This window comes from Virgibacillus phasianinus, assembly GCF_002216775.1.
GTDB lineage: Bacteria > Bacillota > Bacilli > Bacillales > Amphibacillaceae > Virgibacillus_F > Virgibacillus_F phasianinus.
Window position 1 is genome coordinate 528,602 of record NZ_CP022315.1, and the last position, 23,679, is coordinate 552,280.

General features: G+C 42.6%; 19 protein-coding genes. All 19 read right to left on the reverse strand.

The window, feature by feature from the left end; translation table 11 throughout:
- Positions 1–85 precede the first annotated feature (85 nt).
- Positions 86–1,339 (reverse strand): CamS family sex pheromone protein, encoded by a 1,254-nt coding sequence (locus CFK37_RS02650; RefSeq protein WP_245837296.1) that lies wholly within the window; start codon positions 1,337–1,339, stop codon positions 86–88.
- A 10-nt stretch (positions 1,340–1,349) separates the two neighbouring features.
- Positions 1,350–3,353: an NAD-dependent DNA ligase LigA gene (ligA, locus tag CFK37_RS02655; RefSeq protein ID WP_089060445.1), complete on the reverse strand. Its 2,004-nt coding sequence runs from the start codon at positions 3,351–3,353 to the stop codon at positions 1,350–1,352.
- 14 nt (positions 3,354–3,367) lie between these two features.
- The gene (gene pcrA, locus CFK37_RS02660) at positions 3,368–5,587 is read right to left on the reverse strand and encodes a DNA helicase PcrA (protein ID WP_089060446.1); all 2,220 of its coding nucleotides are present in this window, start codon (positions 5,585–5,587) and stop codon (positions 3,368–3,370) included.
- 12 nt (positions 5,588–5,599) lie between these two features.
- The gene (gene pcrB / locus CFK37_RS02665; RefSeq protein WP_089060447.1) at positions 5,600–6,301 is read right to left on the reverse strand and encodes a heptaprenylglyceryl phosphate synthase; all 702 of its coding nucleotides are present in this window, start codon (positions 6,299–6,301) and stop codon (positions 5,600–5,602) included.
- A gap of 400 nt (positions 6,302–6,701) precedes the next feature.
- Positions 6,702–7,004 carry a YerC/YecD family TrpR-related protein gene (locus CFK37_RS02670; RefSeq protein WP_089060448.1) on the reverse strand — a complete coding sequence of 101 codons (303 nt, stop codon included), beginning with the start codon at positions 7,002–7,004 and terminating at the stop codon, positions 6,702–6,704.
- Positions 7,005–7,060: 56 nt separating this feature from the next.
- Entirely contained in the window at positions 7,061–8,107 is a 1,047-nt protein-coding gene (locus tag CFK37_RS02675; protein ID WP_089060449.1) for a DUF3048 domain-containing protein, read from the reverse strand.
- A gap of 82 nt (positions 8,108–8,189) precedes the next feature.
- Positions 8,190–9,932, reverse strand: a complete 1,743-nt coding sequence (locus CFK37_RS02680) for an adenine deaminase C-terminal domain-containing protein (RefSeq protein ID WP_089060450.1) — start codon at positions 9,930–9,932, stop codon at positions 8,190–8,192.
- Positions 9,933–10,254: 322 nt separating this feature from the next.
- Complete coding sequence (gene purD / locus CFK37_RS02685; protein ID WP_089060451.1) at positions 10,255–11,502, reverse strand: phosphoribosylamine--glycine ligase; 1,248 nt, start codon at positions 11,500–11,502, stop codon at positions 10,255–10,257.
- Between the two features lie 79 nt (positions 11,503–11,581).
- Complete coding sequence (gene purH, locus CFK37_RS02690; protein ID WP_089060452.1) at positions 11,582–13,114, reverse strand: bifunctional phosphoribosylaminoimidazolecarboxamide formyltransferase/IMP cyclohydrolase; 1,533 nt, start codon at positions 13,112–13,114, stop codon at positions 11,582–11,584.
- Between the two features lie 17 nt (positions 13,115–13,131).
- A complete protein-coding gene (gene purN, locus CFK37_RS02695) occupies positions 13,132–13,704 on the reverse strand; it encodes a phosphoribosylglycinamide formyltransferase (RefSeq protein ID WP_089060453.1) in 573 nt (190 codons plus the stop codon).
- Positions 13,697–14,719, reverse strand: coding sequence for a phosphoribosylformylglycinamidine cyclo-ligase (gene purM, locus CFK37_RS02700; RefSeq protein WP_089060454.1), 1,023 nt, complete (start codon positions 14,717–14,719; stop codon positions 13,697–13,699). Before purM ends, purN begins: the two co-directional genes overlap by 8 nt.
- A gap of 262 nt (positions 14,720–14,981) precedes the next feature.
- Positions 14,982–16,391 carry an amidophosphoribosyltransferase gene (gene purF, locus CFK37_RS02705; protein WP_089060455.1) on the reverse strand — a complete coding sequence of 470 codons (1,410 nt, stop codon included), beginning with the start codon at positions 16,389–16,391 and terminating at the stop codon, positions 14,982–14,984.
- Positions 16,367–18,595: a phosphoribosylformylglycinamidine synthase subunit PurL gene (gene purL / locus CFK37_RS02710; protein WP_089060456.1), complete on the reverse strand. Its 2,229-nt coding sequence runs from the start codon at positions 18,593–18,595 to the stop codon at positions 16,367–16,369. Before purL ends, purF begins: the two co-directional genes overlap by 25 nt.
- A complete protein-coding gene (gene purQ / locus CFK37_RS02715; protein ID WP_089060457.1) occupies positions 18,579–19,262 on the reverse strand; it encodes a phosphoribosylformylglycinamidine synthase subunit PurQ in 684 nt (227 codons plus the stop codon). Before purQ ends, purL begins: the two co-directional genes overlap by 17 nt.
- Complete coding sequence (gene purS, locus CFK37_RS02720; protein ID WP_089060458.1) at positions 19,259–19,510, reverse strand: phosphoribosylformylglycinamidine synthase subunit PurS; 252 nt, start codon at positions 19,508–19,510, stop codon at positions 19,259–19,261. Before purS ends, purQ begins: the two co-directional genes overlap by 4 nt.
- Entirely contained in the window at positions 19,507–20,220 is a 714-nt protein-coding gene (purC, locus tag CFK37_RS02725; RefSeq protein ID WP_089060459.1) for a phosphoribosylaminoimidazolesuccinocarboxamide synthase, read from the reverse strand. Before purC ends, purS begins: the two co-directional genes overlap by 4 nt.
- A 13-nt stretch (positions 20,221–20,233) precedes the next feature.
- Positions 20,234–21,529, reverse strand: coding sequence for an adenylosuccinate lyase (gene purB, locus CFK37_RS02730; protein ID WP_089060460.1), 1,296 nt, complete (start codon positions 21,527–21,529; stop codon positions 20,234–20,236).
- Positions 21,526–22,656 (reverse strand): 5-(carboxyamino)imidazole ribonucleotide synthase, encoded by a 1,131-nt coding sequence (gene purK, locus CFK37_RS02735; protein WP_089060461.1) that lies wholly within the window; start codon positions 22,654–22,656, stop codon positions 21,526–21,528. The genes purB and purK overlap by 4 nt, the downstream gene beginning before the upstream one ends.
- Complete coding sequence (gene purE / locus CFK37_RS02740) at positions 22,643–23,134, reverse strand: 5-(carboxyamino)imidazole ribonucleotide mutase (protein WP_089060462.1); 492 nt, start codon at positions 23,132–23,134, stop codon at positions 22,643–22,645. The genes purK and purE overlap by 14 nt, the downstream gene beginning before the upstream one ends.
- Between the last annotated feature and the right edge of the window lie 545 nt (positions 23,135–23,679).

Here is a 23,679-nt window from a genome sequence, read left to right on the forward strand (position 1 = left end):
ATAAAATGCAAGAAAAAAAGGATGGAGTGATTCCACCCTCCATTTTAACTGAAATAAACTAACAGTTCAATGAATCTAGTCTTTTCTAATGAAAAATATGCACTGTAGGATCTTCAACGCCTGCACTTCGATAGATTAGACTTTCCAGTTTATCACTTGAAGTCACCTTGATCTCAATGTCGAAGTGATCAGGAAACATCTCTTTTACCAGGCCATAAGCATATTGAGAAAATCCAATAACCTCACCCTTCCCATAAAACTCAATGGGTATCTCTAGGGTCAGCTTCTTCATTTCATCATCAATATAAAATCCTTCACCAATTACTCCAACATAATTAGGGAAAAACTTAGCTACTTCGTTGGCGAAGTTAGCAACCAGCTGGGAATCATCATAATGTTTTTCTTTCGCTTCATCGGATGGGAACAGGATATAATCTTCTTTAATAGCTTCCCAATCACCAATTGACATATCGCTACCTTTCACACCTGCCTTGGCGACATAATTTCCGGGTATCGGTGACCCCTCCTTTTCTTCACGGTATAGGGCAAACATGATTGGTATATCTTCTAATCCTTCCATCTTCCGCAATCGCTCCAGAATTGTCTGGGCCATTTGCTTACCATGTTTTAACATTTCTTCCTCACTGATTTCTTCATACAAATAAGGGCCATCCTTTACTGCCTGAAAACGATACTCTGACTTCAATGCCAGTCCTATTGACATTCCAACCAACTTAACGGACTTATCCTTATTTTTTTTCAAATAGTTCTGTTCTACGATGTGTGAAAGATACCTAGGATTTTCCCGGTAAGCACTTTCGCTTGCACCATCTTCATTTGCAGCACCTGGTAATTCAGGGTTTAGCGCCAAACTTGCTTCTTCCTTTATATTTTTCGTTATTTCTGCAATTTCATCTTCGCTTTCTTCACTTTCTGTGGAATCCAGTTTTTCCTGTACCGCCTGCTTCAATTGCTTGTCTGTTAAATCTCTGCCTAGCCATTGCAACACAGTGTCCTTAGAAAGGTTTTGACCAGCTTGGAACAAATACTTACTTGGATCAAAGTACTCCTTGGAATGCCGCCTGAGGCCTTCTTCCATTTCATCAATATCTAACCGGTTTCCTACTTGACTGACGATAAGCCCACGAGCCGCACTTGGCTTGTATGGCAGAATCATTTTATAATTTTCTTTTGAAAGTTGATAGCTTGGAACAATGGATTTTTCCTGATTTGCGGTTTCATTATCCTTTTTCACAACTTCTTCGTCATTGATATTTTGTGAACAGCTTGTCATGAAAAGAAGTGCACCAGTCAACCAAATCGCTATTTTCTTCAACATTCTCCACTCCTTACTTACCTAAGACTTCTCTAAGCTGTTGTTCATTCCAAATGGAGACACCAAGTTTCTGGGCTTTATCCAGCTTCGAACCAGCATCTTCCCCTGCTATAACATAATCGGTATTTTTACTGACGCTGCCTGTTACGGATCCCCCTAATTGCTCGATAGCGGCTTTTGCTTCAGGCCGGGTCAAAATTTCCATCTTTCCGGTTAATACCACTGTCTTTCCGGAGAAAATGGTGTCTTCTGCAACATCCTGTTTCTTCGGTCCTTTATATGTCATGTTAACACCAATATCTGCTAGCTCTTTCACTAGGTCGATTACTTCTTCCTCGGAAAAATATTGCGCAATGGAGTCAGCCATTTTATCGCCTATTTCATCAACGCCGATCAGATCCTCGTAGCCAGCCCGCATCAGCCCTTCCATAGTTTCAAAGTGCGTTGCCAAGGTCTTTGCAGCCTTTGCCCCTACAAAGCGAATTCCCAGTCCAAATAGGAGCTTTTCCAACGAATTATCTTTGGAAACCTCAATCGCCCTTTGGAGGTTATCAACTGATTTTTCACCCATTCGCTCCAGTTTTAATAAATCCTCACGTTCCAACCGATAAATATCAGCAATTGTATGAATGAGTCTTTCCTGGAAAAGTTGAATGATTACCTTTTCCCCTAGACCATCAATATTCATAGCATTTCTTGAAACAAAATGAATTAGTCCCTCTTTTAATTGGGCCGGACAATTTGGATTAATGCAACGCAAAGCTACCTCTTCTTCTAAACGGACAAGCTCACTTTCACAAGCCGGACAGTGTTCAGGCATGCGGAAATCTTTCTCTTCACCGGTTCGTTTTTCTTCAACAACCCGGACAACTTCCGGAATAATATCTCCTGCTTTCTTAATAACGACTGTATCACCGAGTTTAATATCTTTAGCCCGGATTAGGTCTTCATTATGTAAAGAAGCACGCTTAACCGTGGTACCCGCAACCTTAACGGCTTCCAAAATCGCAGTGGGAGTAATCACGCCCGTGCGTCCTACACTTAGCTCAATGTCATGTAAGGTCGTCATTACCTCTTCAGCAGGAAACTTATACGCAATCGCCCATCTCGGGCTTTTTGCCGTAAACCCGAGTTCCTCCTGTTGATCCAGACTATCTACTTTAATGACAATACCATCAATTTCGTAGCTTAGATTGGGACGTTCTGTTTCCCAATGGGTTACGTAGTCAATTACTTCCTCGATTGTTTCACACTTTTTCCATTCCGGATTTGTCTTAAATCCAAGTTCCTTTAAGTAATCTAACCGTTCACTGTGCGAGGAAAGCGGTTCTGCCTCCCAGTCGCCAACACCATATAAAAATATATCCAGGTTACGGCTGGCTGCAATTTTGGGATCAAGTTGACGTAATGAACCAGCTGCGGCATTCCTAGGGTTAGCAAATGGTTCTTCTTCCTTTTTCTCACGTCTTTCATTTAAAGCCAAAAAGGATTTATGCGGCATGAAGGCTTCACCACGTACTTCAATGGTTTCCTTCTCTTTAATGGATAGTGGAATACTTTTAATTGTTCTAAGATTACTTGTAATATCTTCCCCGGTGGTTCCGTCGCCACGTGTTGCGCCACGAACAAATTTCCCATTTTCATAGGTTAATGATACGGCCAGCCCGTCAATTTTAAGCTCACATACAAATGAGAGCTTGGAATCCGTACCACTTGCTGCGCGCCGTTCAAAATCGCGCAGGTCATCTTCGTTAAAGGCATTGCCAAGGCTTAACATCGGTATATTATGCTGTACCTTCTTAAAACCTTCCAGTGGTGCACCACCGACGCGCTGTGTTGGTGATTCAGGTGTCACATGCTCTGGATATTCTTCTTCCAATGCACGGATTTCCTGCATTTTTTGGTCATACTCTGCGTCGGGAACACTCGGCTTGTCCAACACATGGTATTCAAAGTTATATTGATTCAGCAACTCGGTTAGTGCAGCGATTTTTTCTTGTGCCTGTTGTTTGTCCACTTTCGAGGCACCTCCTATTGTTTCGTGATTGGAGCAAATTTTGCCAATACCCGTTTAATGCCGGTCGGCGCCGGAAATGCAATATCAAGTTCCATTGCTTCCCCCTCACCTTGAACCTTCACAACAGTACCAGTACCCCATTTTTTGTGTGATGCTTTGTCACCAGTTGACCATGGCTGATTTTCCGCACCTGTGGTTGTCTGCATTTTTTGTGCTTTGCGTTTGACAGGAGCTGGTGTTTCTTGGATTGGTCTGCGTCCTCCAAACATCGCTTCCCGGGCTTCCTCAATTCCATCAAGCAGGTCGGTAGGGATTTCGTTGATGAATCGGCTAATTGGGTTCATATTTGTACGACCAAATAGTGTACGCATTTTTGCATGCGTTACATAAAGTTCCTTTTCAGCTCTGGTAATCCCAACGTAAGCAAGTCTGCGCTCTTCTTCCATTTCATCTTCATCAAACATGGATCTTGAATGCGGGAAGACGTTTTCTTCCATTCCGATTAGAAAAACAACCGGAAATTCAAGGCCCTTTGCAGCATGCAGTGTCATTAGCGTAATTTTTTCATCTGCAACTTCATCTTCATCTTCCACCTTATCTATATCAGCAATCAATGCTAGGTCAGTAAGGAATGTAACAAGGGTTTTGTCTTCCTCGCTTGTTTCCTCAAAATCCTGGGTTACCGTCATAAATTCTTCTAAGTTTTCCAGTCTGCTTTGTGATTCGATGGTATTTTCTCTTTTTAGTGACTCTTCATAGCCTGTCCGCTTTAAAACCGCTTCAACCATATCAGTTGCGGTCAAAAATTCCTGTTGCTGTGATAGCGATCCAATTAATGAGCCAAATTCCGATAGTGCCTGTGCAGCCTTTTTCGAAACACCGACAAAGTCAATTTCCTTCACCGTTTCAAAAAAGGAAATTCCATGATCGGCAGCATGCGCACGAATGCGGTCGACCGATGTTTTGCCAATACCGCGCTTTGGAACATTTACCACTCGCTCAAAGCTTAAATCGTCATCAGGATTAGTGATTAAGCGTAGATAAGCTACCATGTCTTTGATTTCTTTTCGCTCGTAGAATTTTGTTCCACCTACCATTTGATATGGGATGGTTGATTTCATTAATGTATCCTCAATTGCCCGTGACTGGGCATTCGTCCGGTAAAGCACTGCAATATCGTTCGGTGTATAGCCATGTTCACGTGTCAGTTCCTGAATTTTATCCGTAACAAAAAACGCTTCTTCATGTTCAGTTCCACCTTGAAAATAATTAATATTCTTGCCGTCATCGTTTTCTGTCCACAGGTTCTTCGGCTTACGCCCTGTATTGTTTTCAATCACTTTATTTGCCGCTGACAGAATAGCCTTTGTTGAACGATAATTTTGTTCCAGAAAGACCGATTTTGCAGACGGATAGTCCTTTTCAAAGGTTAAAATATTAGTAATATCGGCTCCGCGCCATCCATAAATCGATTGATCTGAATCACCAACAACACAAATGTTCTGGAAGCGTGATGCAAGCTGCTTCACCAGGAAATACTGTGCATGGTTTGTATCCTGATACTCATCAACATGAATATATTGAAAGCGTCTTTGGTAGCTTTCCAGCACTTCTGGAACCCGTTTAAACAAGTGAATGGTTTGCATAATTAGGTCATCAAAATCGAGGGATTGATTTTTCTGCAGTGTTTTTTGATACGACGTGTAAATTTCGGATATCTGGCGGTCATAAAAGTTGCCTACATTCTTGCTGTATTCCTCCGGTGTGATTAATTCGTTCTTTGCATTACTGATCGCCCCAAGCATTGCTCTTGGCTCAAACTTTTTCGGGTCTATATTGAGGTTTTTAAGAATTTGTTTAATGACTGATAACTGGTCACCACTGTCTAAAATGGTGAAGTTACGATTATAGCCAATTCGATCAATGTCGCGGCGTAAAATACGGACACACATGGAGTGAAAGGTAGAAACCCAGATTTTTTCACTTTCCGGTCCAATCAACTTACTTACACGTGCTTTCATTTCACGTGCTGCCTTATTTGTAAAGGTTATAGCTAAAACATTTCTTGGTGCGACATCCTTTTCACTGAGTAAATAGGCGATGCGATGTGTTAACACGCGCGTTTTCCCACTGCCTGCACCTGCCATGATGAGCAATGGTCCTTCTGTTTGTTTAACTGCCTGCTGCTGCTCATTATTTAATCCTTTTAGTAAGTCGTCTATAGTCTGACTCACAACGACACCACCTTAATTATCTTTTTCCATATCGGATACTGCTTTTACCGTTTTTAATGCTTTCTTGAAATTTGTATAAATGCTATTACCAACAATAATAACATCAGCATGTTCTTTCATTTCTTTCGCCTGAAAATTATTTTCTATTCCCCCGCCATAAAATAGCATCGTGTTATTCAACTGTTCTTTCACTTTTTTAACAAGCGCCGGGTCACCATAAGTACCACTATACTCCATATAAAATACCGGTAAATGAAAAACATGCTCTGCCATATATGCGTATGCTGTTACATCTGTATCATCAGGCAACTGACTGTTCGTATAGCTAAAGGCCTTCGCATGTTCGTTTAAAATGCAATAACCTTCTACAAAAATTTCATCCCAGTCCATTATATCTTTGTATTGTTTAATCGCTTGATGCTGGATATCCATCATCCACTTCTTGTCCTTGCTGTTCATGACCATCGGAATAAAATAATGATCAAACCCCGGTGTAATGGATTCCATATTGGAAATTTCTAAAATACATGGCACAGAATGACGGCGAATGCGTGATAGTAAATCCAACACACCATCCAAAGTCACATCGTCTGTCCCGCCAACAATAATCGCGTCTGTCCCTGATTCACAGAGTGTATCAAGGTCTTCATCAGAAATTTCCTTTGCTGGGTCAAGTTTAAATATATGTTTAAAATTTTTCAATGAATTTTGCAAGATATAAATCCTCCATCATTATATTCCATTACTTTATTATAGCAAAAAATTTAGTATGAATTTAGGTTTAAGAAGGATTCTTTTTTGGCAATTTATATGCTGGAGTTTTAACAGTGGGTATACGGGGATTGGGATTGGCGGTTATATTTCTGATTTGGCCGATATATTTTGGGTTTGGCTGTTATATTTTTGAATTGGCCGTTATATCTTGAATTTGGCTGTTATATTTTTAATTCGGCTGTTATATCCCAGATTCGGCTTTTATATCTCAAATTCGGCCGATATCCTAGAAACGAATAGATTGGGAATTATAAAGGATAGATGATATTTGGTGGTTTTAAGCGGGGGTGCTGCTCCTAGCAAGATGCACCACAGCTGCTGCCTGCAGCTGTGGCAGTTGCTATTTATTTTCTTTTTCCTCTAATCGGTCAAGCACCATCTGATAGCCATCACTGCCAAAATTGATGCACCGTCTGACCCTGGAAATGGTCGCGGTAGATGCATTTGTTTCTTTTTCGATTGTATTGTATGTGAGTCCCTCTGATAACATTTTTGCTACCTGCAGACGCTGTGCAATGGAATGAATTTCACTCATAGTCGCAATATCATCAAAAAATTGGTAGCATTCCTCGCGATTTTGCAACGAAAGGATTCCATCAAATAATTGATCCAGTTGCTTACCCCGTAGTTTATCTATTTGCAATTTGACTCCTCCCAACTGTTTCAGCTTCTTTCCCGGCTAAAAACATACATGAGACTTTACTTTGAAACATGCACTGGTGTGTTTAATGGAACAACATTAATCCATGTTTTACCCGGAACAAAGCCTACTTTCTTCCCGTCTTTAACAGGGATAATCCGGCCATCCTCATTTTTCCAATTCACTTGCTGGATCTTCCCCTTTTGGATCAGGTAGCCCTCACCGACTGAAGTAAGGTCAACTGCCCTGCGTCCAGCATCATCTATTACCTCATGATGGGTTTTAACGATAAAAATATTATCAACCAGAATAGGTTCATTAGAATCTAGTTCCACTGTTTGCTTCAGGTCGCTGTATCGCGTATATTTTCCAGCCTTTTCATCATAATCATATTCTACGATTTCCATCGGCTGGTCTGAGTAGACAATTTCAACATGTGATGCTGGGTCGCCGTCAATATTCTTCGCTTCAGCTTTTTCCAAGAACGGCAATGGCTTATCCTTGGCTTTTACCGGATAATCCTTGGATTTTGCTACGTCGTAAATAGCTCCTACCTGTACATAGGAATTATGTGGCGCCTTGCGAAAACTTTCCCGTTTAAACAGGTGACCATCATTGTCGTGCAAGGAACCATTCAAATGTTCGATACCGCGTTCCTTTATCATGTCATTCACAAAATTTGCTGCACCATGATAAACATATAGAGCGTTATAGCCATTCGCCAGTTCAAAGTAATACTCACGTGCACTGCGTACAGGTCCCACTACATCAGGCAGTTCGCTTTGAAACAACGCCAGAAAACGAGTGATTTGTCCCTCTGCCAGTATCTCAAAAACAATGTCGGCTTTCGATAATCCTGTTTGCGGCCGAGCTTTTGTGTGGTTATTCACCATGATGCCGATTGCACGATTGTCTACCTGTTCATCTGATTCCATGCCTGTTAATGGGTAAACAAATTCAGCCTCCTCAGCCACTTTTGGTGTGCTGTCTTTTTCTTCAACTGCATTTTCTTTATCATCATTGTTTGTTGCCCTGCTTTCCTCTTTCGAACAGCCTACAAGTAGTATAACAATCGCGATAAATAAATAGAAGAAAGTTTTTTTCATTCGGTTCATTCACACCCTTTTTTATAAAGAAATATATGCGCCAGTCTGTCTAGGTGAACAGCGCCACCGCCTTTCCTTAATGCTACCGCATGATTGCTGGGAAGAGTACTTCTCTTTTCTTTACGTCAACAATTCCGCGCTGGGTAACGCGAATAAACGGCAAATGAGTAGCTGATAAAAATAATATGGAATAGACTGGATCACTGTATGGATATCCATGCTCTTTTAAAATTAGTTTCAGCTCTTTTTCCTTAGCAATTAAATCATCCATTTTGCCATCAAACATAATACCGGATAACGGAAGGGGAAGTTCAAAGATGATTTCGCCGTCATGGGCAACAACGATTCCCCCGCCAAGCTCATGCAGCCTTGCTGATGCGAGTAAAATATCCTGTTTATTTTTACCAATAAAGACAATATCCCCCGTTGTGGAATAGGTACTTGCGATAGCTCCAAGTTCTTTGGTAAACCCGCGCAAGGTTGTATTCACTCGCCATTTGCCGTTTCGGTCAATCAGTAACAGAAATGCATCGTTGTTCATGATTGGCAATTGATTAAGCGTAACGTCAGTCTTAATTGCGTATGGCTTCATGATCACATCATTAATCATATCCAGTCCGATTGGTATTGAAAATTGCAGATCGCTTTCAGTTAACGTCCAATCAAATGTTATTGGTCGAATATCGTGTTTCTGCCAATCAATTTGATGGTTTACTGGTTCACAGGCATGATCTTTTGTAATCCATTGTCCATTTGCTAATACACTAACTGGATCAGGATTAACTTTGTCCTCTAATATATTAATGTGTGCAATTTTTCCAGGTGCAATACCTCCAAGCTCATCATCGAAGTTAAAATGTTTGGCAACATTGTAGCTTGCCATGCGATATGCGTCTTCAAGCGGGACCCCCTTGTCAATTGCAATCGCGATACAAACATTCATTAGTCCTTCTTCATAAAATGCCGGCGTAGACCCATCCGTGTTCATTGTCATATTTTCATAGGTATTAATCCCTTCAGCAACCAGTCCTTCTAGAATTTCTGGTAAATCCGGACGAATTGATGAATAGCGTAATCCTACCTGGAATCCCAGTCTTAGTCTTGTCCTGACTTCATCTGCTGTCATAGATTCATGGTCTGCGTTAACACCGAGCAGCTTCATTTTATTCAGGGTTCCCTCCGACGCTCCCGGCAGATGGCCCTCAACAGGCTTCCCAAGGCAGTTCGCCTCCTGCATCCAGTAAAGCAAGCGGTCGTCACCCCTGAGCAGTGCCGGCCATGCGGTTAATTCCCCGCCCTGGACAACAGCCTTATTCTCTAGCCATGACAGCACGGTTTCACTATTAAAAAGCTCTTCATCATCCTGCAATGCCGTTTGTGAATCAAACCGAGCCCACCAATACATAGAGATTGGTAGTTTAGTAAACTCCTTCAATAAAGAAAACGCTTTCTTCTGGTCTAATAAAAAAAGCCACATTAAATTATCATTGACAAGTGTGGTTGTTCCAAATTTAGCCGCGTGTTTGGCAAGACTCTCCGGATTATATAGCTGAAAAGGGTGTGCATGCGGTTCAATGTATCCAGGTACCAGATAGCGGCCCTCACAATCTATCATTTCCACACCATCTGTTTGCTCTGGTAATTTATCTCCTACATAAACAATTCGATTTTTTAATATCCATATATTTGCTTTTAGCCATTGTTTAGTGTAAACATTTAAATAGATTCCGTTTGTTAGTACTTTTGTTGGCGCTACCTTTCCATCGATTACTGCAACATGTTCTCGAAGCTCACGGTTCCGCCAGAGGTATCCGTTCTCTTCCATAAGACAACTCTCCAATTTCATATTTTCTATATCGTACCATATTTATAACTTTTACACACTATCGAATTGGCGTGCGAAAGTGACTATTTTGTGAGGAAAATAAGAAAAGCTCAGGGCGCCCGTTTAGAAGCGGACGCATAAGCGAGGGACCGCAGAACGCATGGGTTTGGCGTTCGTAGTGTCCATTGCTTATGACGGCAGCTTCTGGGCGCTGAAGCTAGACAGATTTTCGTTTATACTATCTGATCTTATAAAAAATCCAGAGGGTTCCCAGTTCATTTTAGTCAAAATGCCAGGATCCCATCTGAATTTAAATTAATTATCAATGTTTACCGATATCTTTGCGATAGAAGAATCCATCAGTGTCATCAAGTGATTTAAGAGTTTGATAGACCGTTTTGGCTGCTTCATTCATATTGGTTTCCTTTGCACCAACTAAAAGAACACGCCCACCATCAGACACGATGCCATCTGCCACCTTTTTCGTGCCGGCGTGGACAACGTAGGCATTGCCTTCCCGTGGAATCTCTGGTAATTGCACCCCTTTTTCATAAGAACCAGGATAGCCAACCGACGCAACAACGACACCAAGTGCAACCTGATCATCCCATTTTAATTGTGGGTCTTTGCCATCTAAAACGTCGAGGAATACCTGTAATAAATCATTTTGTAACAACGGTAAAACGACCTGTGTTTCAGGATCACCGAAACGTGTATTGAATTCAATCACCTTAGGTCCATCTTCGGTTTGCATTAATCCAGCATACAATATCCCTGTAAACGGACGACCTTCTTCCACCATTCCATCTGCTGTTTTTTGCAAAACTTCGCGTGTTGTATAAGCGATTATCTCCGGTGTAATATCCTCAACGGGAGCAAATGCCCCCATTCCGCCAGTGTTTGGCCCTTGGTCATTATCATATGCCCGTTTGTGGTCACGAGCAGGAACCATTGGATAAACATTCCCTTCATTTACAAAGGCCATCAAGGAAAACTCTTTGCCGACTAAGCATTCCTCTACAACGATTGTTTCTCCCGCTTCAGCAAATGCTTTGTTCACAAGCATGTTATCTACTGCTTCTAGTGCTTCCTCAACCGTTTCGGCCACGACAACACCTTTTCCAGCAGCAAGTCCATCTGCCTTAATAACGATAGGCGCGCCATTTTCTTTGATATGACTTTTTGCTTCCTCAGGGTCTGTAAACGTTGCATAGCCCGCCGTTGGAATGGCATATTTTTGCATGAATTCTTTGGCAAAACTTTTACTGCCTTCTAAAAGGGCTGCTTCCTTCGTTGGAGCAAATACTTTAAGCCCCTCATCCTGAAAACGGTTGGCAATTCCATCGAGTAATGGTTTTTCAGGTCCAACAACTGTCAGATCAATTTGGTTCCGTTTAGCGAAATCAACTAATTGATCTATTTCTGTTTCATTTATAGCAACACAGGTAGCATGTTGCGCAATCCCACCATTGCCAGGTGCAGCGTAAAGGTTTTTGATATCCGCACTTTCAGCCAGCTTCAGCAAAATACTATGCTCACGCCCACCCTTTCCAATAACAAGTACATTCATTTGCTCACTCCCTGAATGGGGACAGTCCCCCGTCACTGTAAAACTTTACCGCGTTAACGCGGCGGGGACTGTCCCCCACTTAATGTTTAAAATGTCGCATCCCTGTATATACCATTGCAATTCCGTGCTTGTCACATACTTCAATGGAATCCTGATCGCGCTTTGATCCGCCTGGTTGAATGATGGCAGTTACTCCTGCTTTAACAGCTGCTTCCACCGTGTCAGGCATTGGGAAAAATGCATCTGAAGCTAACACAGAATCCTTAGCTTTTTCACCCGCCTGCTCAATCGCAATGTTGGCAGCACCGATCCGGTTCATTTGTCCAGCACCTATTCCAACTGTTTGGTTATCTTTTGCCAGCACGATCGCATTTGATTTGACATGCTTGACTACTTGCCATGCGAACAGTAGATCAGCCACCTCTTTTTCCGATGGCTGACGTTTGGTTGGATATGTCCACTCATTCACACTTGTCTTGCCTTTGTCCTGGTCCTGAACAAGCAACCCGCCATTTACACTGGTAATTTTTTTCGATTTGCTATTTTCTTGTTGCATGGAAACTTCAAGCAGGCGAATATTTTTCTTTTCAGTTAAAATAGCTAATGCTTCCTCGGTAAAGCTTGGTGCAATAACAATCTCAAGGAAAATTTCATGCAGTAACTTAGCTGTATCTGCATCAATTTTGCGATTGCATGCAACGATGCCGCCGAAAATTGAAATTGAGTCGGCTTCATATGCTTTTTCAAAAGCTTTCACAATTGAATCACTCACACCAATACCACATGGATTCATATGCTTAACAGCGACTACCGTTGGCTCAGTGTATTCAGCTATCATCTCCAGTGCAGCGTTAGCATCCTGAATATTGTTATAGGATAATTCCTTACCATGGAGTTGTTTAGCTGTTGCTAGACTGTAAGATGATGCACCACTCTGTTTATAAAAAGCTGCTTGCTGATGCGGATTTTCCCCATAACGAAGCGATTGCACTTTTTCATACGTATTAGAGTACGTGTTCGGGTAGTCGTCGCCAATTTGCTCATTAAAGTATCCGGCGATTAGTGCATCATAATGTGCGGTATGACGGAATACTTTTGCCGCAAGCTCGCGGCGCTTCGCCTCATCTAAATTGCCTTGTTTAGCTGCATTCAGAATATCGCTGTAATCTGCAGGATCGACAACAACCGCTACATTCGCAAAGTTTTTGGCTGCTGCGCGAAGCATAGTCGGACCGCCAATATCGATATTTTCTATTTTATCCGCATCAGTTGTGTTCTCATTTGCCAGTGTTTCTTCGAATGGATAAAGATTAACGATGACCAGATCAATCGCTGTGATCTCATGATCATTTAATTGCGTCAAATGCTTTTCGTTTCTGCGATCAGCCAGCAGACCACCATGAACATATGGGTGCAATGTTTTCACCCGTCCATCTAAGATTTCCGGAAACCCGGTGATATCCTCCACGGAACTGGCGGCAATCCCCGCTTGTTGTAATGCTTTCAATGTTCCGCCGGTTGAAATAATTTCATAATCAAGTTCCACTAACCCTTTTGCAAAAGCTTCGATATTGTCTTTATTAGAAACACTTATCAGAGCACGCTTCGTCATGAAAAAACTCCTTACTATTATCTATTTAGTACATGTTTAATTACTTTTGGATATAGTCGATGTTCGATTTCCTGGATCCGTTGTTTTAATGTCTCTTCCGTATCTGATGGTAAAATTTCCAATGCTTCCTGGTCGATAATTGGTCCAGTGTCAACGCCTTCGTCAATATAATGTATCGTTACCCCCGTTGTATGAACATGGGCACGGAATGCCTGCCCAATTGCATCAAGACCAGGAAATGCCGGCAACAGCGAAGGATGGATATTGATAATTGCGCCATCATACGCCCTTAGCAGTGTTGGTCCAACAATCCGCATATACCCTGCTAAGAAAATATATGTCACATCTGCTTCATGAAGTTTTGCAACAACTTCTTTTTCATAAGCTTCTTTACTTGAAAACGACTTGGGATCGACTGCACATGTAGGAACACCAAAATCCGTTGCCTTATCCACTACTTTTGCCCCGGGTTTATCACACACCAGCAACACAATTTCACAACCAAGTTCCTTATCCTGATTCGCTTCTATAATTGCCTGAAAATTACTGCCAGTTCCTGAAGCGAAAACCGCCGCTTTTATTTTAGTCATCTGTAAAAAGAACCCCTTCACGCTCGGAAACCTTACCAATTATAGCAGCCGCTTCACCGTTTTCCTGCAACGTATCTATTGCAATGTCAGCTTTTTCCTGCTCCACAACAACTGCCATTCCAATTCCCATATTAAAGACACCAAACATGTCATGATCGGAAATATTGCCCTGTTGTTGTAAGAACGTAAAGATTTCAGGTACATCCCAACTGTTACGTTGTATTTCAACACCTAAGCCATCAGGCAGCATTCGCGGGATATTTTCATAGAATCCGCCGCCAGTAATATGGGAGATTCCTTTAATATCCATTACCTTAGTGAGTTTGTGAATTGGTTTTGCATATATTTTGGTAGGCTCTAACAATGTCTGACCAAGTGACTGTGAGAGTCCCTGATAGTTGTCATCAAGTGTTAATTCGCCAACAATTTTTCGCACCAATGAATAACCATTTGAATGAATTCCACTTGACGGCAGACCAATCACAACGTCACCTGCCTTGATATGTTCACCTGTGATCAGCTTTGATTTTTCCGCGATGCCCACTGCAAATCCGGCGACATCATACTCATTGTCCTGGTACATGCCGGGCATTTCTGCCGTTTCCCCGCCGATTAATGCTGCTCCGGCATCCACACAACCTTCTGCAACGCCGGCAACAATTTGCTCAATCATTTGTGGGTTGTTTTTTCCGCAAGCGATATAGTCAAGGAAAAATAGCGGCTGAGCACCTTGCGCCACAATATCGTTGACACACATGGCAACTAAGTCTTTCCCAATTGAATCGTGCTTATCAAGTTGAAAAGCTAATTTTAATTTTGTTCCTACGCCATCGGTACCAGAAACAAGTACCGGCTCCTTGTAGCTAAAGCCGCTTAAATCAAAGAGGCCAGCGAATCCACCTACACCGCCAAGTACTTCCCGGCGATTCGTTTTAGCAATATGCTTTTTCATTAAATCAACAGCTTGGTAGCCTTTTTCCACGTCGACTCCCGCTTCTCTATATGCATCAGACATTCCAGCACCACCTTTCAACTAATTAAATTCCGATCGATCCGAACTGTATGCTTTTGTCGGACTCCGAGCACGAAGCCCGTGTGCTCTACGGTCCCTTGCTTACGCATTTCACCGCTGACCAGCCCGCTACGCTTTTCTTGTCTAGCTTCGCGGGCTAGCGGTTCGTGACGTAAGCAATTGACACTTCGAGCACGAAGCCCGTGTGCTCTACGGTCCCTTGCTTACGCATTTCACCGCTGACCAGCCCGCTACGCTTTTCTATTTACATTCTCGTATATTCAATTTCTGTTTGGCCTTTTTCTTTCACAGGGTATTTTCCTGTGAAACAGGCTTTGCAGATTCCTTGGTTTGGCAGGTCTTCACGAATGATTGCGCGTTCAAGCCCTTCTTCTGATAAATAAGCTAGACTGTCAGCACCAATGATTTCCGCAATTTCGTCGAGTGTATTATTTGCTGCAATTAATTCATCTCTTGTAGACATGTCAATTCCGTAATAACAGGGATGCTGAAGTGATGGGGAAGCAATCCGTACGTGGACCTCTTTTGCCCCAGCTTCTTTTAACATCCGGACAATTCGTCTGCTTGTAGTTCCCCGCACAATTGAGTCATCAATCATGACAACCCGTTTCCCTTCAACAATTCCGCGAACAGGAGATAATTTCATTTTCACCCCTTGCTCCCGCAGTTCCTGTGAGGGTTGAATAAATGTGCGTCCTACGTATCTATTCTTAATAATCCCCATTTCATAGGGTAAGCCCGTTTCCTCGGCATATCCTATTGCGGCGGATATACTGGAATCCGGAACACCAGTGACAACATCGGCGTCAACCTTTGCTTCTTTCGCCAGCTCGACACCCATTTTCTTACGGGAAGCATGAACATTCACGCGATTGATATTACTATCGGGTCTTGATAGATACACATATTCCATCGCACACATTGTACGTGCTTCCTTTTCCTGAAAAGTACGGGAACGAATACCGTCATTATTGATGATTACAAGTTCACCAGGCTCGACTTCACGCTCTAGTGTGGCACCAATCAAGTCAAATGAACATGATTCGGATGAAGCAACGTAACTGTCTCCTAATCTGCCAATCGATAGCGGACGCAAGCCCCTTGGATCTGTTGCCAGGTACATCGTGTCTTCTTTAAGAATGATAAACGCATACGCGCCAACTAACTGACGGAGTGCCTCCATTACTGCTTCCTCGTAATCGTCTGATATACTGCGCTTAATTAAATGCGCCAGCACCTCTGTATCTGATGTTGTTTGTAAAATACTTCCCTCTTGTTCAAGCTTACCGCGCAGCTTATATCCGTTCATAATGTTTCCATTATGTGCAAGTGCAAGACTGCCTTTTTGTGAACGAAATACTAATGGCTGTACATTATCATATCCACCGTCACCTTGTGTTGCATAACGGACATGGCCGATTGCCGCACGTCCTTGAAGTTCATCAAATTTCGCATTTTTAAACACATCATTCACAAGACCGAGCCCTTTATGCAGTTTAAGCTGTTTGCCATCACTTGCCACTACTCCAGCACCATCCTGACCTCTATGCTGCAAAGCGTGTAAGCCGTAATACGTGATTTCTGCCGCCTTTTCATGTCCCCAAATTCCAAAAACGCCACATTCTTCGTTTATGCCTTTGATTTCAGCAAGCATGGGATAGCTCCTTTCCATAATGAGTGAAGTGATTCAATATTTTCATTGATTACTTGATTCCCATTGGACGTAACAACAAGTTTTCCACTATCTGTCACAACACCGATTTTAACGGCATCTTTTACAGTTGATTCAAATTTTTCTTGATTTTTCAGGTTTACTGATACTAAGAATCTTGATTGTGTTTCACTAAATAATTCGACTGTCGGATTGTTTTCTACCTGGACCTCTATGCCAAGACCTTTTTCTGAAAAGGCACTTTCTGTGAGTGCAACGCCCAGTCCACCTTCCGCAAGGTCGTGTGCAGAAACAACAAGTCCTTGGTGTATTGCATCCAGTAACGCGTTTTGTCGTGTCTTTTCTACGGATAAATCAATGCTTGGCGCCTTACCTGAGTAACTTCCATCAACAATATTCTGTAATTCACTTCCACCAAATTCGCTTTTAGCTTCACCGATCACATAGATCAGGTCACCCTTGTTTTGGAAATGGCTTGGTGTCAAGTGGTCAAGTGATTCAATTAGTCCTACCATGCCAACTACCGGTGTTGGAAAAATTGCATTGCCTTTCGACTGGTTATATAACGAAACATTTCCGCTGATAACCGGTGTATTTAATGTTTCACATGCACTGCTCATACCCTCAACACTTTTCTCCATTTGCCAAAAAACTTCCGGATTTGTTGGGTTTCCAAAATTCAATCCATCTGTTAAACCGAGTGGTCTTGCTCCAGAGCATACGATGTTACGCGCAGCTTCTGCGACAGCAATTTTTCCACCTGTTTCAGGATCCAAATAGATGTAGCGGGAGTTACAATCTGTTGTAATCGCAAGTGCCTTATTTGTCCCTTTAATTCTAATCACAGCGGCATCTGAACCAGGTGCCACTACTGTATTCGTTTGAACCATTGAATCATATTGATCATATACATACTCTTTGCTGGCTATGGTTGGCTGTTGCAATAATTGCTTTAACATCTCGCCATGCTGTTCAACAGTCGGCACCGATTCTTCCTGCTTTTGGAAGGCTTGAAAATATGCTGCTTCTTGTGATGGCATTTGATAGACAGGTGCTTCCTCCGCCAATGCGTCAACAGGAATGTCTGCAACAACTTCACCATGCTGTTTTAAGCGAAATGTTTTTTCTTCGATTACCTCACCAACAGCGACTGCCTGCAATCCATATTTTTCAAAAATATCGATGATTTCCTGTTCCTGTCCTTTTTTCGCTACCAATAACATGCGCTCTTGGGATTCAGAGAGCATTAACTCATAAGCATTCATATTTTGTTCACGCTGCGGGACAAGATCTAAATTCATTTCCATGCCAGTACCGGCTTTACTTGCCATCTCACTAGCTGATGATGTTAGTCCTGCCGCCCCCATATCCTGCATGCCGACAAGGGCGTCACAATGAATCACTTCTAAACAAGCTTCGATTAACAATTTTTCCATAAAAGGATCACCGACTTGGACAGCTGGACGATCCTTATTCGCATCTTCCGCTAAATCATCTGAGGCAAATGTTGCCCCGTGAATACCGTCTCGCCCTGTAGCCGCGCCTGCATAAATGACGGTGTTGCCGATTCCGGCAGCGATACCTTTTTGGATATCCCGATGATCAATTAAGCCTACACACATTGCGTTCACAAGCGGATTGCCTTCATAGCTGTCATCAAACTGGACTTCGCCGCCAACTGTTGGTACGCCAACGCAATTACCATAACCGGCAATCCCATGAACAACTTCCTTAAACAAATATTTCACGCGTTCCGTAGTTAAATTCCCGAATCTCAGGGAGTTCATCATCGCAACCGGCCGAGCACCCATCGAGAAAACGTCACGGATAATTCCGCCAACGCCCGTTGCTGCACCTTCATATGGCTCAACTGCCGATGGATGGTTATGGCTTTCTACTTTAAAGACAACGGCTTGCTCGTCACCAATATCAATAATTCCAGCGCCTTCCCCAGGTCCCTGCAATACGTGAGGAGCTTTTGTTGGGAACTTACGCAATAGGGGTTTTGATGTTTTATAACTGCAATGCTCTGACCACATAACGGAAAAGATTCCTGTCTCCGTAAAATTTGGCCGGCGCTTTAAAATCGTTTTGACCATCTCGAATTCTTCATCATTTAAACCCATGCCTTGGTACAGTTTTTCTGATTCAATTTGCTCTGGGTTGATTTCATGCGTTAACAACATGTGTTTCCCTCCAATTGTTCACGATCGATTGAAAAAGCTTCACACCGTCATCACTGCCAAGGAGCTCTTCACAAGCGCGCTCTGGATGTGGCATCATGCCAAGTACGTTACCTTCTTTATTGATAATCCCGGCTATGTCAGCGACTGATCCATTGGGATTATCCTTATATGTGAAGACAATTTGGTTGTTTTCCTGTAATGTTTTTAATGTCGCGTCATCACAGAAGTAGTTTCCTTCCCCATGTGCGATTGGGTACCGAACTACTGCATCTTCTTCATAAACACTCGTAAACATGGTTGCATTGTTTACTACTTGTAGGTTTTCTTGGTGACACATAAATGCGAGATTTTTATTCCGAAGCATGGCACCCGGAAGCAGCCCCGCTTCAAGCAGAATCTGAAAGCCGTTGCAGATTCCAAGAACCGGCTTGCCTTTGGCTGCGTGTTCCTTGATTTGTTTCATTACTTTGGATGTTGCTGCGACAGATCCGGAACGCAGGTAATCACCATAAGAAAATCCACCAGGAAGTAAAATAGCGTCATAGTTTTCAAGATTGCTGTTTTCATACCATACTAAATCCGTATCTTCCTTGATAACATCCTTTACAGCGTGATACATATCCCGGTCACAATTCGATCCTGGAAAAACGATTACGGCAAACTTCACGACTGAACAGCCTCCTCCACATCAAACCTGAAGTCTTCAATCACTGGATTCGCGAGTAGTTGATCACACATCGCATTAATTCGTGCATCTAAATCCTCTTTATCATCAACCTGTAACTCGATAAATTTACCAACGCGTGCCTCTTGCACTTCCTCGTAGCCCAATGAATGCAATGAATGTTGAATTGCCTTTCCTTGCGGGTCAAGAACCCCTTGCTTTAATGTGATATATACCGTAACTTTTTTCATGATCTTGCCTCCAGTCGACGTAAGATTTCTTGATAAACATCCAGCAAATCGCCTAAGTCCTGACGAAAAACATCTTTATCCATTTTCTCCTGTGTATCGCGGTCCCACAGTCTGCAGGTATCTGGTGAAATCTCATCAGATAAAACGATTCTGCCATCCTTCATGCGGCCAAATTCCAGCTTAAAGTCAACGAGCGTTAGATTAATTTCGTTGAACAGTTTTTGTAAAACGGTATTAATGGTTAACGCCATCTCTTTGATTTCATCCAGCTCCAGCCGGGTTGCATCGGAGAGAAACAATGCATGTTCATCATTAATCAGCGGATCTCCTAAGGCATCATCTTTGTAAAAAAGTTCAACAAGCGGCGTCTGAAAAGGGGTCTTTTCCTTAATTCCAAGCCGCTTCGTAATACTCCCAGCAGCGATATTTCGGACAACCACTTCAAGCGGAATAATCGTAGTCTCGTTAACCAGTTGTTCAGTCTCATTCAATTTTTCAATAAAATGAGATTCCAGATTTTGATCAGCAAGATAATGAAATATATAGGATGAAATTTCGTTGTTTAATCGTCCTTTTCCGTCAAAGCTATCTTTTTTCACACCGTTAAATGCGGTTGCATCATTTTTATACGATAATACAAGTTGATCCTGGCTATCCTTTACACGGTAGACCTTTTTTGCTTTTCCTTCATACATCATTTCTGCCTTCATCGTCATCATCCCTTCAAGCAAGTCCGATTCGTTCAAAGATTTGATCTACATTTTTCAAATGGTACGTATAATCAAAGCAATCATCAATTTCAGCCTGCGATAACATGCTTGTAAACCGCTCATCATTTTCGATTAATTGCTGAAAGTGCGTTTCTGTTTCCCAGGCTTTCATTGCTGTCGGCTGCACGATATCATACGCTTCCTCGCGCGCCATTCCTTTGGTAATCAATGACAGTAATACACGTTGTGAAAAAATAACCCCGTGTGTACGATCGATATTCCGTTTCATATTTTCCGGGAATACAGTTAGATTCTTTACGATATTAGAAAAACGGTTAAGCATGTAATTTAGTGTAATTGTCGCATCAGGTAAAATGACGCGTTCTGCAGAAGAATGGGAAATATCACGTTCATGCCATAATGAAACATTTTCATAGGATGTCATCATATATCCGCGCATAACACGAGCCATTCCCGTCATATTTTCCGAGCCAATCGGATTACGTTTATGCGGCATTGCAGATGATCCTTTTTGACCTTTTGCAAAAAACTCTTCAGCTTCGCGTGTTTCTGTTTTTTGCAAACCACGAATCTCTGTTGCAAATTTCTCAATAGATGTCCCGATTAACGCCAAGGTTGATATATAATCCGCATGGCGGTCACGCTGTAAGGTTTGTGTAGAAACAGGTGCAGGAGTTAGGCCGAGCTTTTCACATACATATTTTTCAACAAAGGGATCAATATTCGCATATGTCCCAACCGCTCCGGATAGTTTGCCAAACTCAATTCCAGCGGCGGCACGTTCAAAGCGCTCAACATTTCGTTTCATTTCCTCATACCACAAGGCTAGCTTTAAACCAAAAGTAGTCGGCTCGGCATGAACCCCATGTGTACGTCCCATCATGACCGTGTGTTTATGTTCGATGGCTTTTTCCTTTAAAATGGTTACAAAATTAGTTAAGTCTTTACGAATGATTTCATTTGCTTGTTTTAGTACATAAGATAGTGCTGTATCGACAACATCGGTTGAAGTCAGGCCATAATGCACCCATTTGCGTTCATCACCAAGTGATTCGGAAACTGCACGGGTAAAGGCTACAACATCATGTCGGGTTTCCTGTTCAATTTCATAGATGCGATTTATATCAAAGGATGCTTTCTCACGCATTTCCTTCACATCCTCGGCTGGAATAATTCCAAGCTCACTCCATGCCTCGCATGCTAAAATTTCAACCTCAAGCCATGCCTTAAATTTGTTTTCCTCCGTCCAAATACTGCCCATTTCTTCCCTTGTATACCGATCAATCATGCCTGTTCCTCCTCATATGATCTTACTAGCTGCTTTACTTGTTCAAGCGTTTCAGCGATAAATGTGAGATGACCCATCTTTCGTTTTTCCTTAATTGCATCCTTGCCATAAAGGTGGATAAAACCACTTTCCGATTCTGCCATGTGCTTTAACGCGTGTTCCATATCCTCACCTAGGATATTCACCATTATAGCCGGCTGTAATAATTCAATTTTCGTTAGTGGCAATCCGCATATCGCCCGGATGTGCTGCCCAAATTGAGATATATTGCACGCTTCAATCGTGTAGTGACCGGAATTATGCGGCCGCGGAGCCATTTCATTTAAGTAAATAGCATCACCATCAACAAACATTTCAATCGCAAACGTTCCGACGATATTCATTTTTTCAGCAAGTTTAATGGTTGCATCAACCGCTTGTTGTTTCACTCTGTCACTGATTGTTGCCGGCACCGTTGTTTGATACAGAATATGATGCTTGTGATCATTTTCTCCAATTGGGAAAAATTCAATTTTTCCGTTCTGCGCGCGGGTAAATACAACTGATATTTCTTTATCAAACGAAACCCATTGCTCGATAATGCAGTGTTGATGTTGATCCGCAAAAGCTATCGCTTCTTTATTATCTGCTTCACTGGTTAGTTTAATCTGACCTTTGCCATCATACCCACCGCGACAGGTCTTAATTACAGCCGGATAAGTTAGACTTTCTAATGCCTGACTGCACTCCTCACCATTTTTAACGATGAAAAAATCAGGAACTGGAAGTCCCGCGTCACGCATATTCTGCTTTTCTTTTTCACGATTTTGGGTTACTTCAAGTGCAAATGCGCCCTGAGGTAACTTTCCTTTTTCTTCTATATAAGCAGCCGCTTCTAAATCGACATTTTCAAATTCGTAGGTAATGACATCACTTAATTCCGTTAGTTGTTTAATCGCCTGCATGTCATCATAAGCAGCGGTAATTTGCTGATCAGCAACCTGTGCTGTCGGACAATTAGGAGTTGGATCAAGCACTGCCACCTGGTATCCCATGTATTTTGCGGCGATTGCCATCATTCGCCCAAGTTGTCCCCCACCGATGATTCCGATTGTTTTAGGCGGTAAAATAATATTATTTTTTTGCAAGTTCAACCCTCATTTCTTCTACGCTTGCCTGCATCGTGTCACGATAAGCTGCTAACCGGTTGGCTACCTCATCATCAAATGCGCCAATCATTTGCGCAGCAAGTATCCCGGCGTTCTTTGCTCCAGATCTGCCAATAGCAACCGTTGCTGTTGGTACACCGCCAGGCATTTGTACAATGGAAAATAAAGAATCCAAGCCATTTAATGCCTTGCTTTGCACCGGAACACCGATAACAGGTAATGTTGTCTGTGCTGCTACCATTCCAGGTAAATGCGCCGCGCCCCCAGCACCAGCAATAATCACTTTTAATCCGCGTTCTCGCGCGGTTTTTGCATATTCAAACATGCTATCTGGGGTGCGGTGAGCTGAAATCACATCTTTTTCGTATGGGACCTTTAGCTCGTCAAGCATGTCACATGCATGTTCCATTGTTTCCCAATCTGAAATACTTCCCATGATCACGCCTACCATTGCCATATAAATCCCTCTTTCATTTTGACTGTTTTCTACTTGTTTTCTACAAGTTTGTTGTTTTTGACACAAAAACTATAAACTGCGGTGTAACTGCAACGTGATTTCCGCGGAGGGCAGTCGCTTTCCGCGGGCGGCTGGTGAGCCTCCTCGTGCTGCGCACTCCGGGGTCTCACCTATGCCTATCCTCCCGCAGGAGTCGACTACCCTCCGCTCCAATCACTGAAGAGGTAAAGGATGATCGTCATTGTTCACCCACTATTTCGATAGTTGTTTGGGGCGGAGGACTGTTGACTCCTGCGGGAACAGCACGAGCTGAAGACCCCGCAGAGTGGGAAATGATGAGGGCCGACTAAAACCGCCCTTTGCGGGCAACGTTGGCATACCCCTTGCCGGGGCAAGGAGGCTGAGGCCGTGCCCGCGGAAAGCACGGTCCGCAGCGGAAAACAACCCAGCCGCATATACGTCGCAGTTTAGCAACAAACCATCTGAAAAAAGCCTTCATTTTTAAAGTAAAAAAGTCTATGCATCTCCCTCAGTTATGAGAGAAG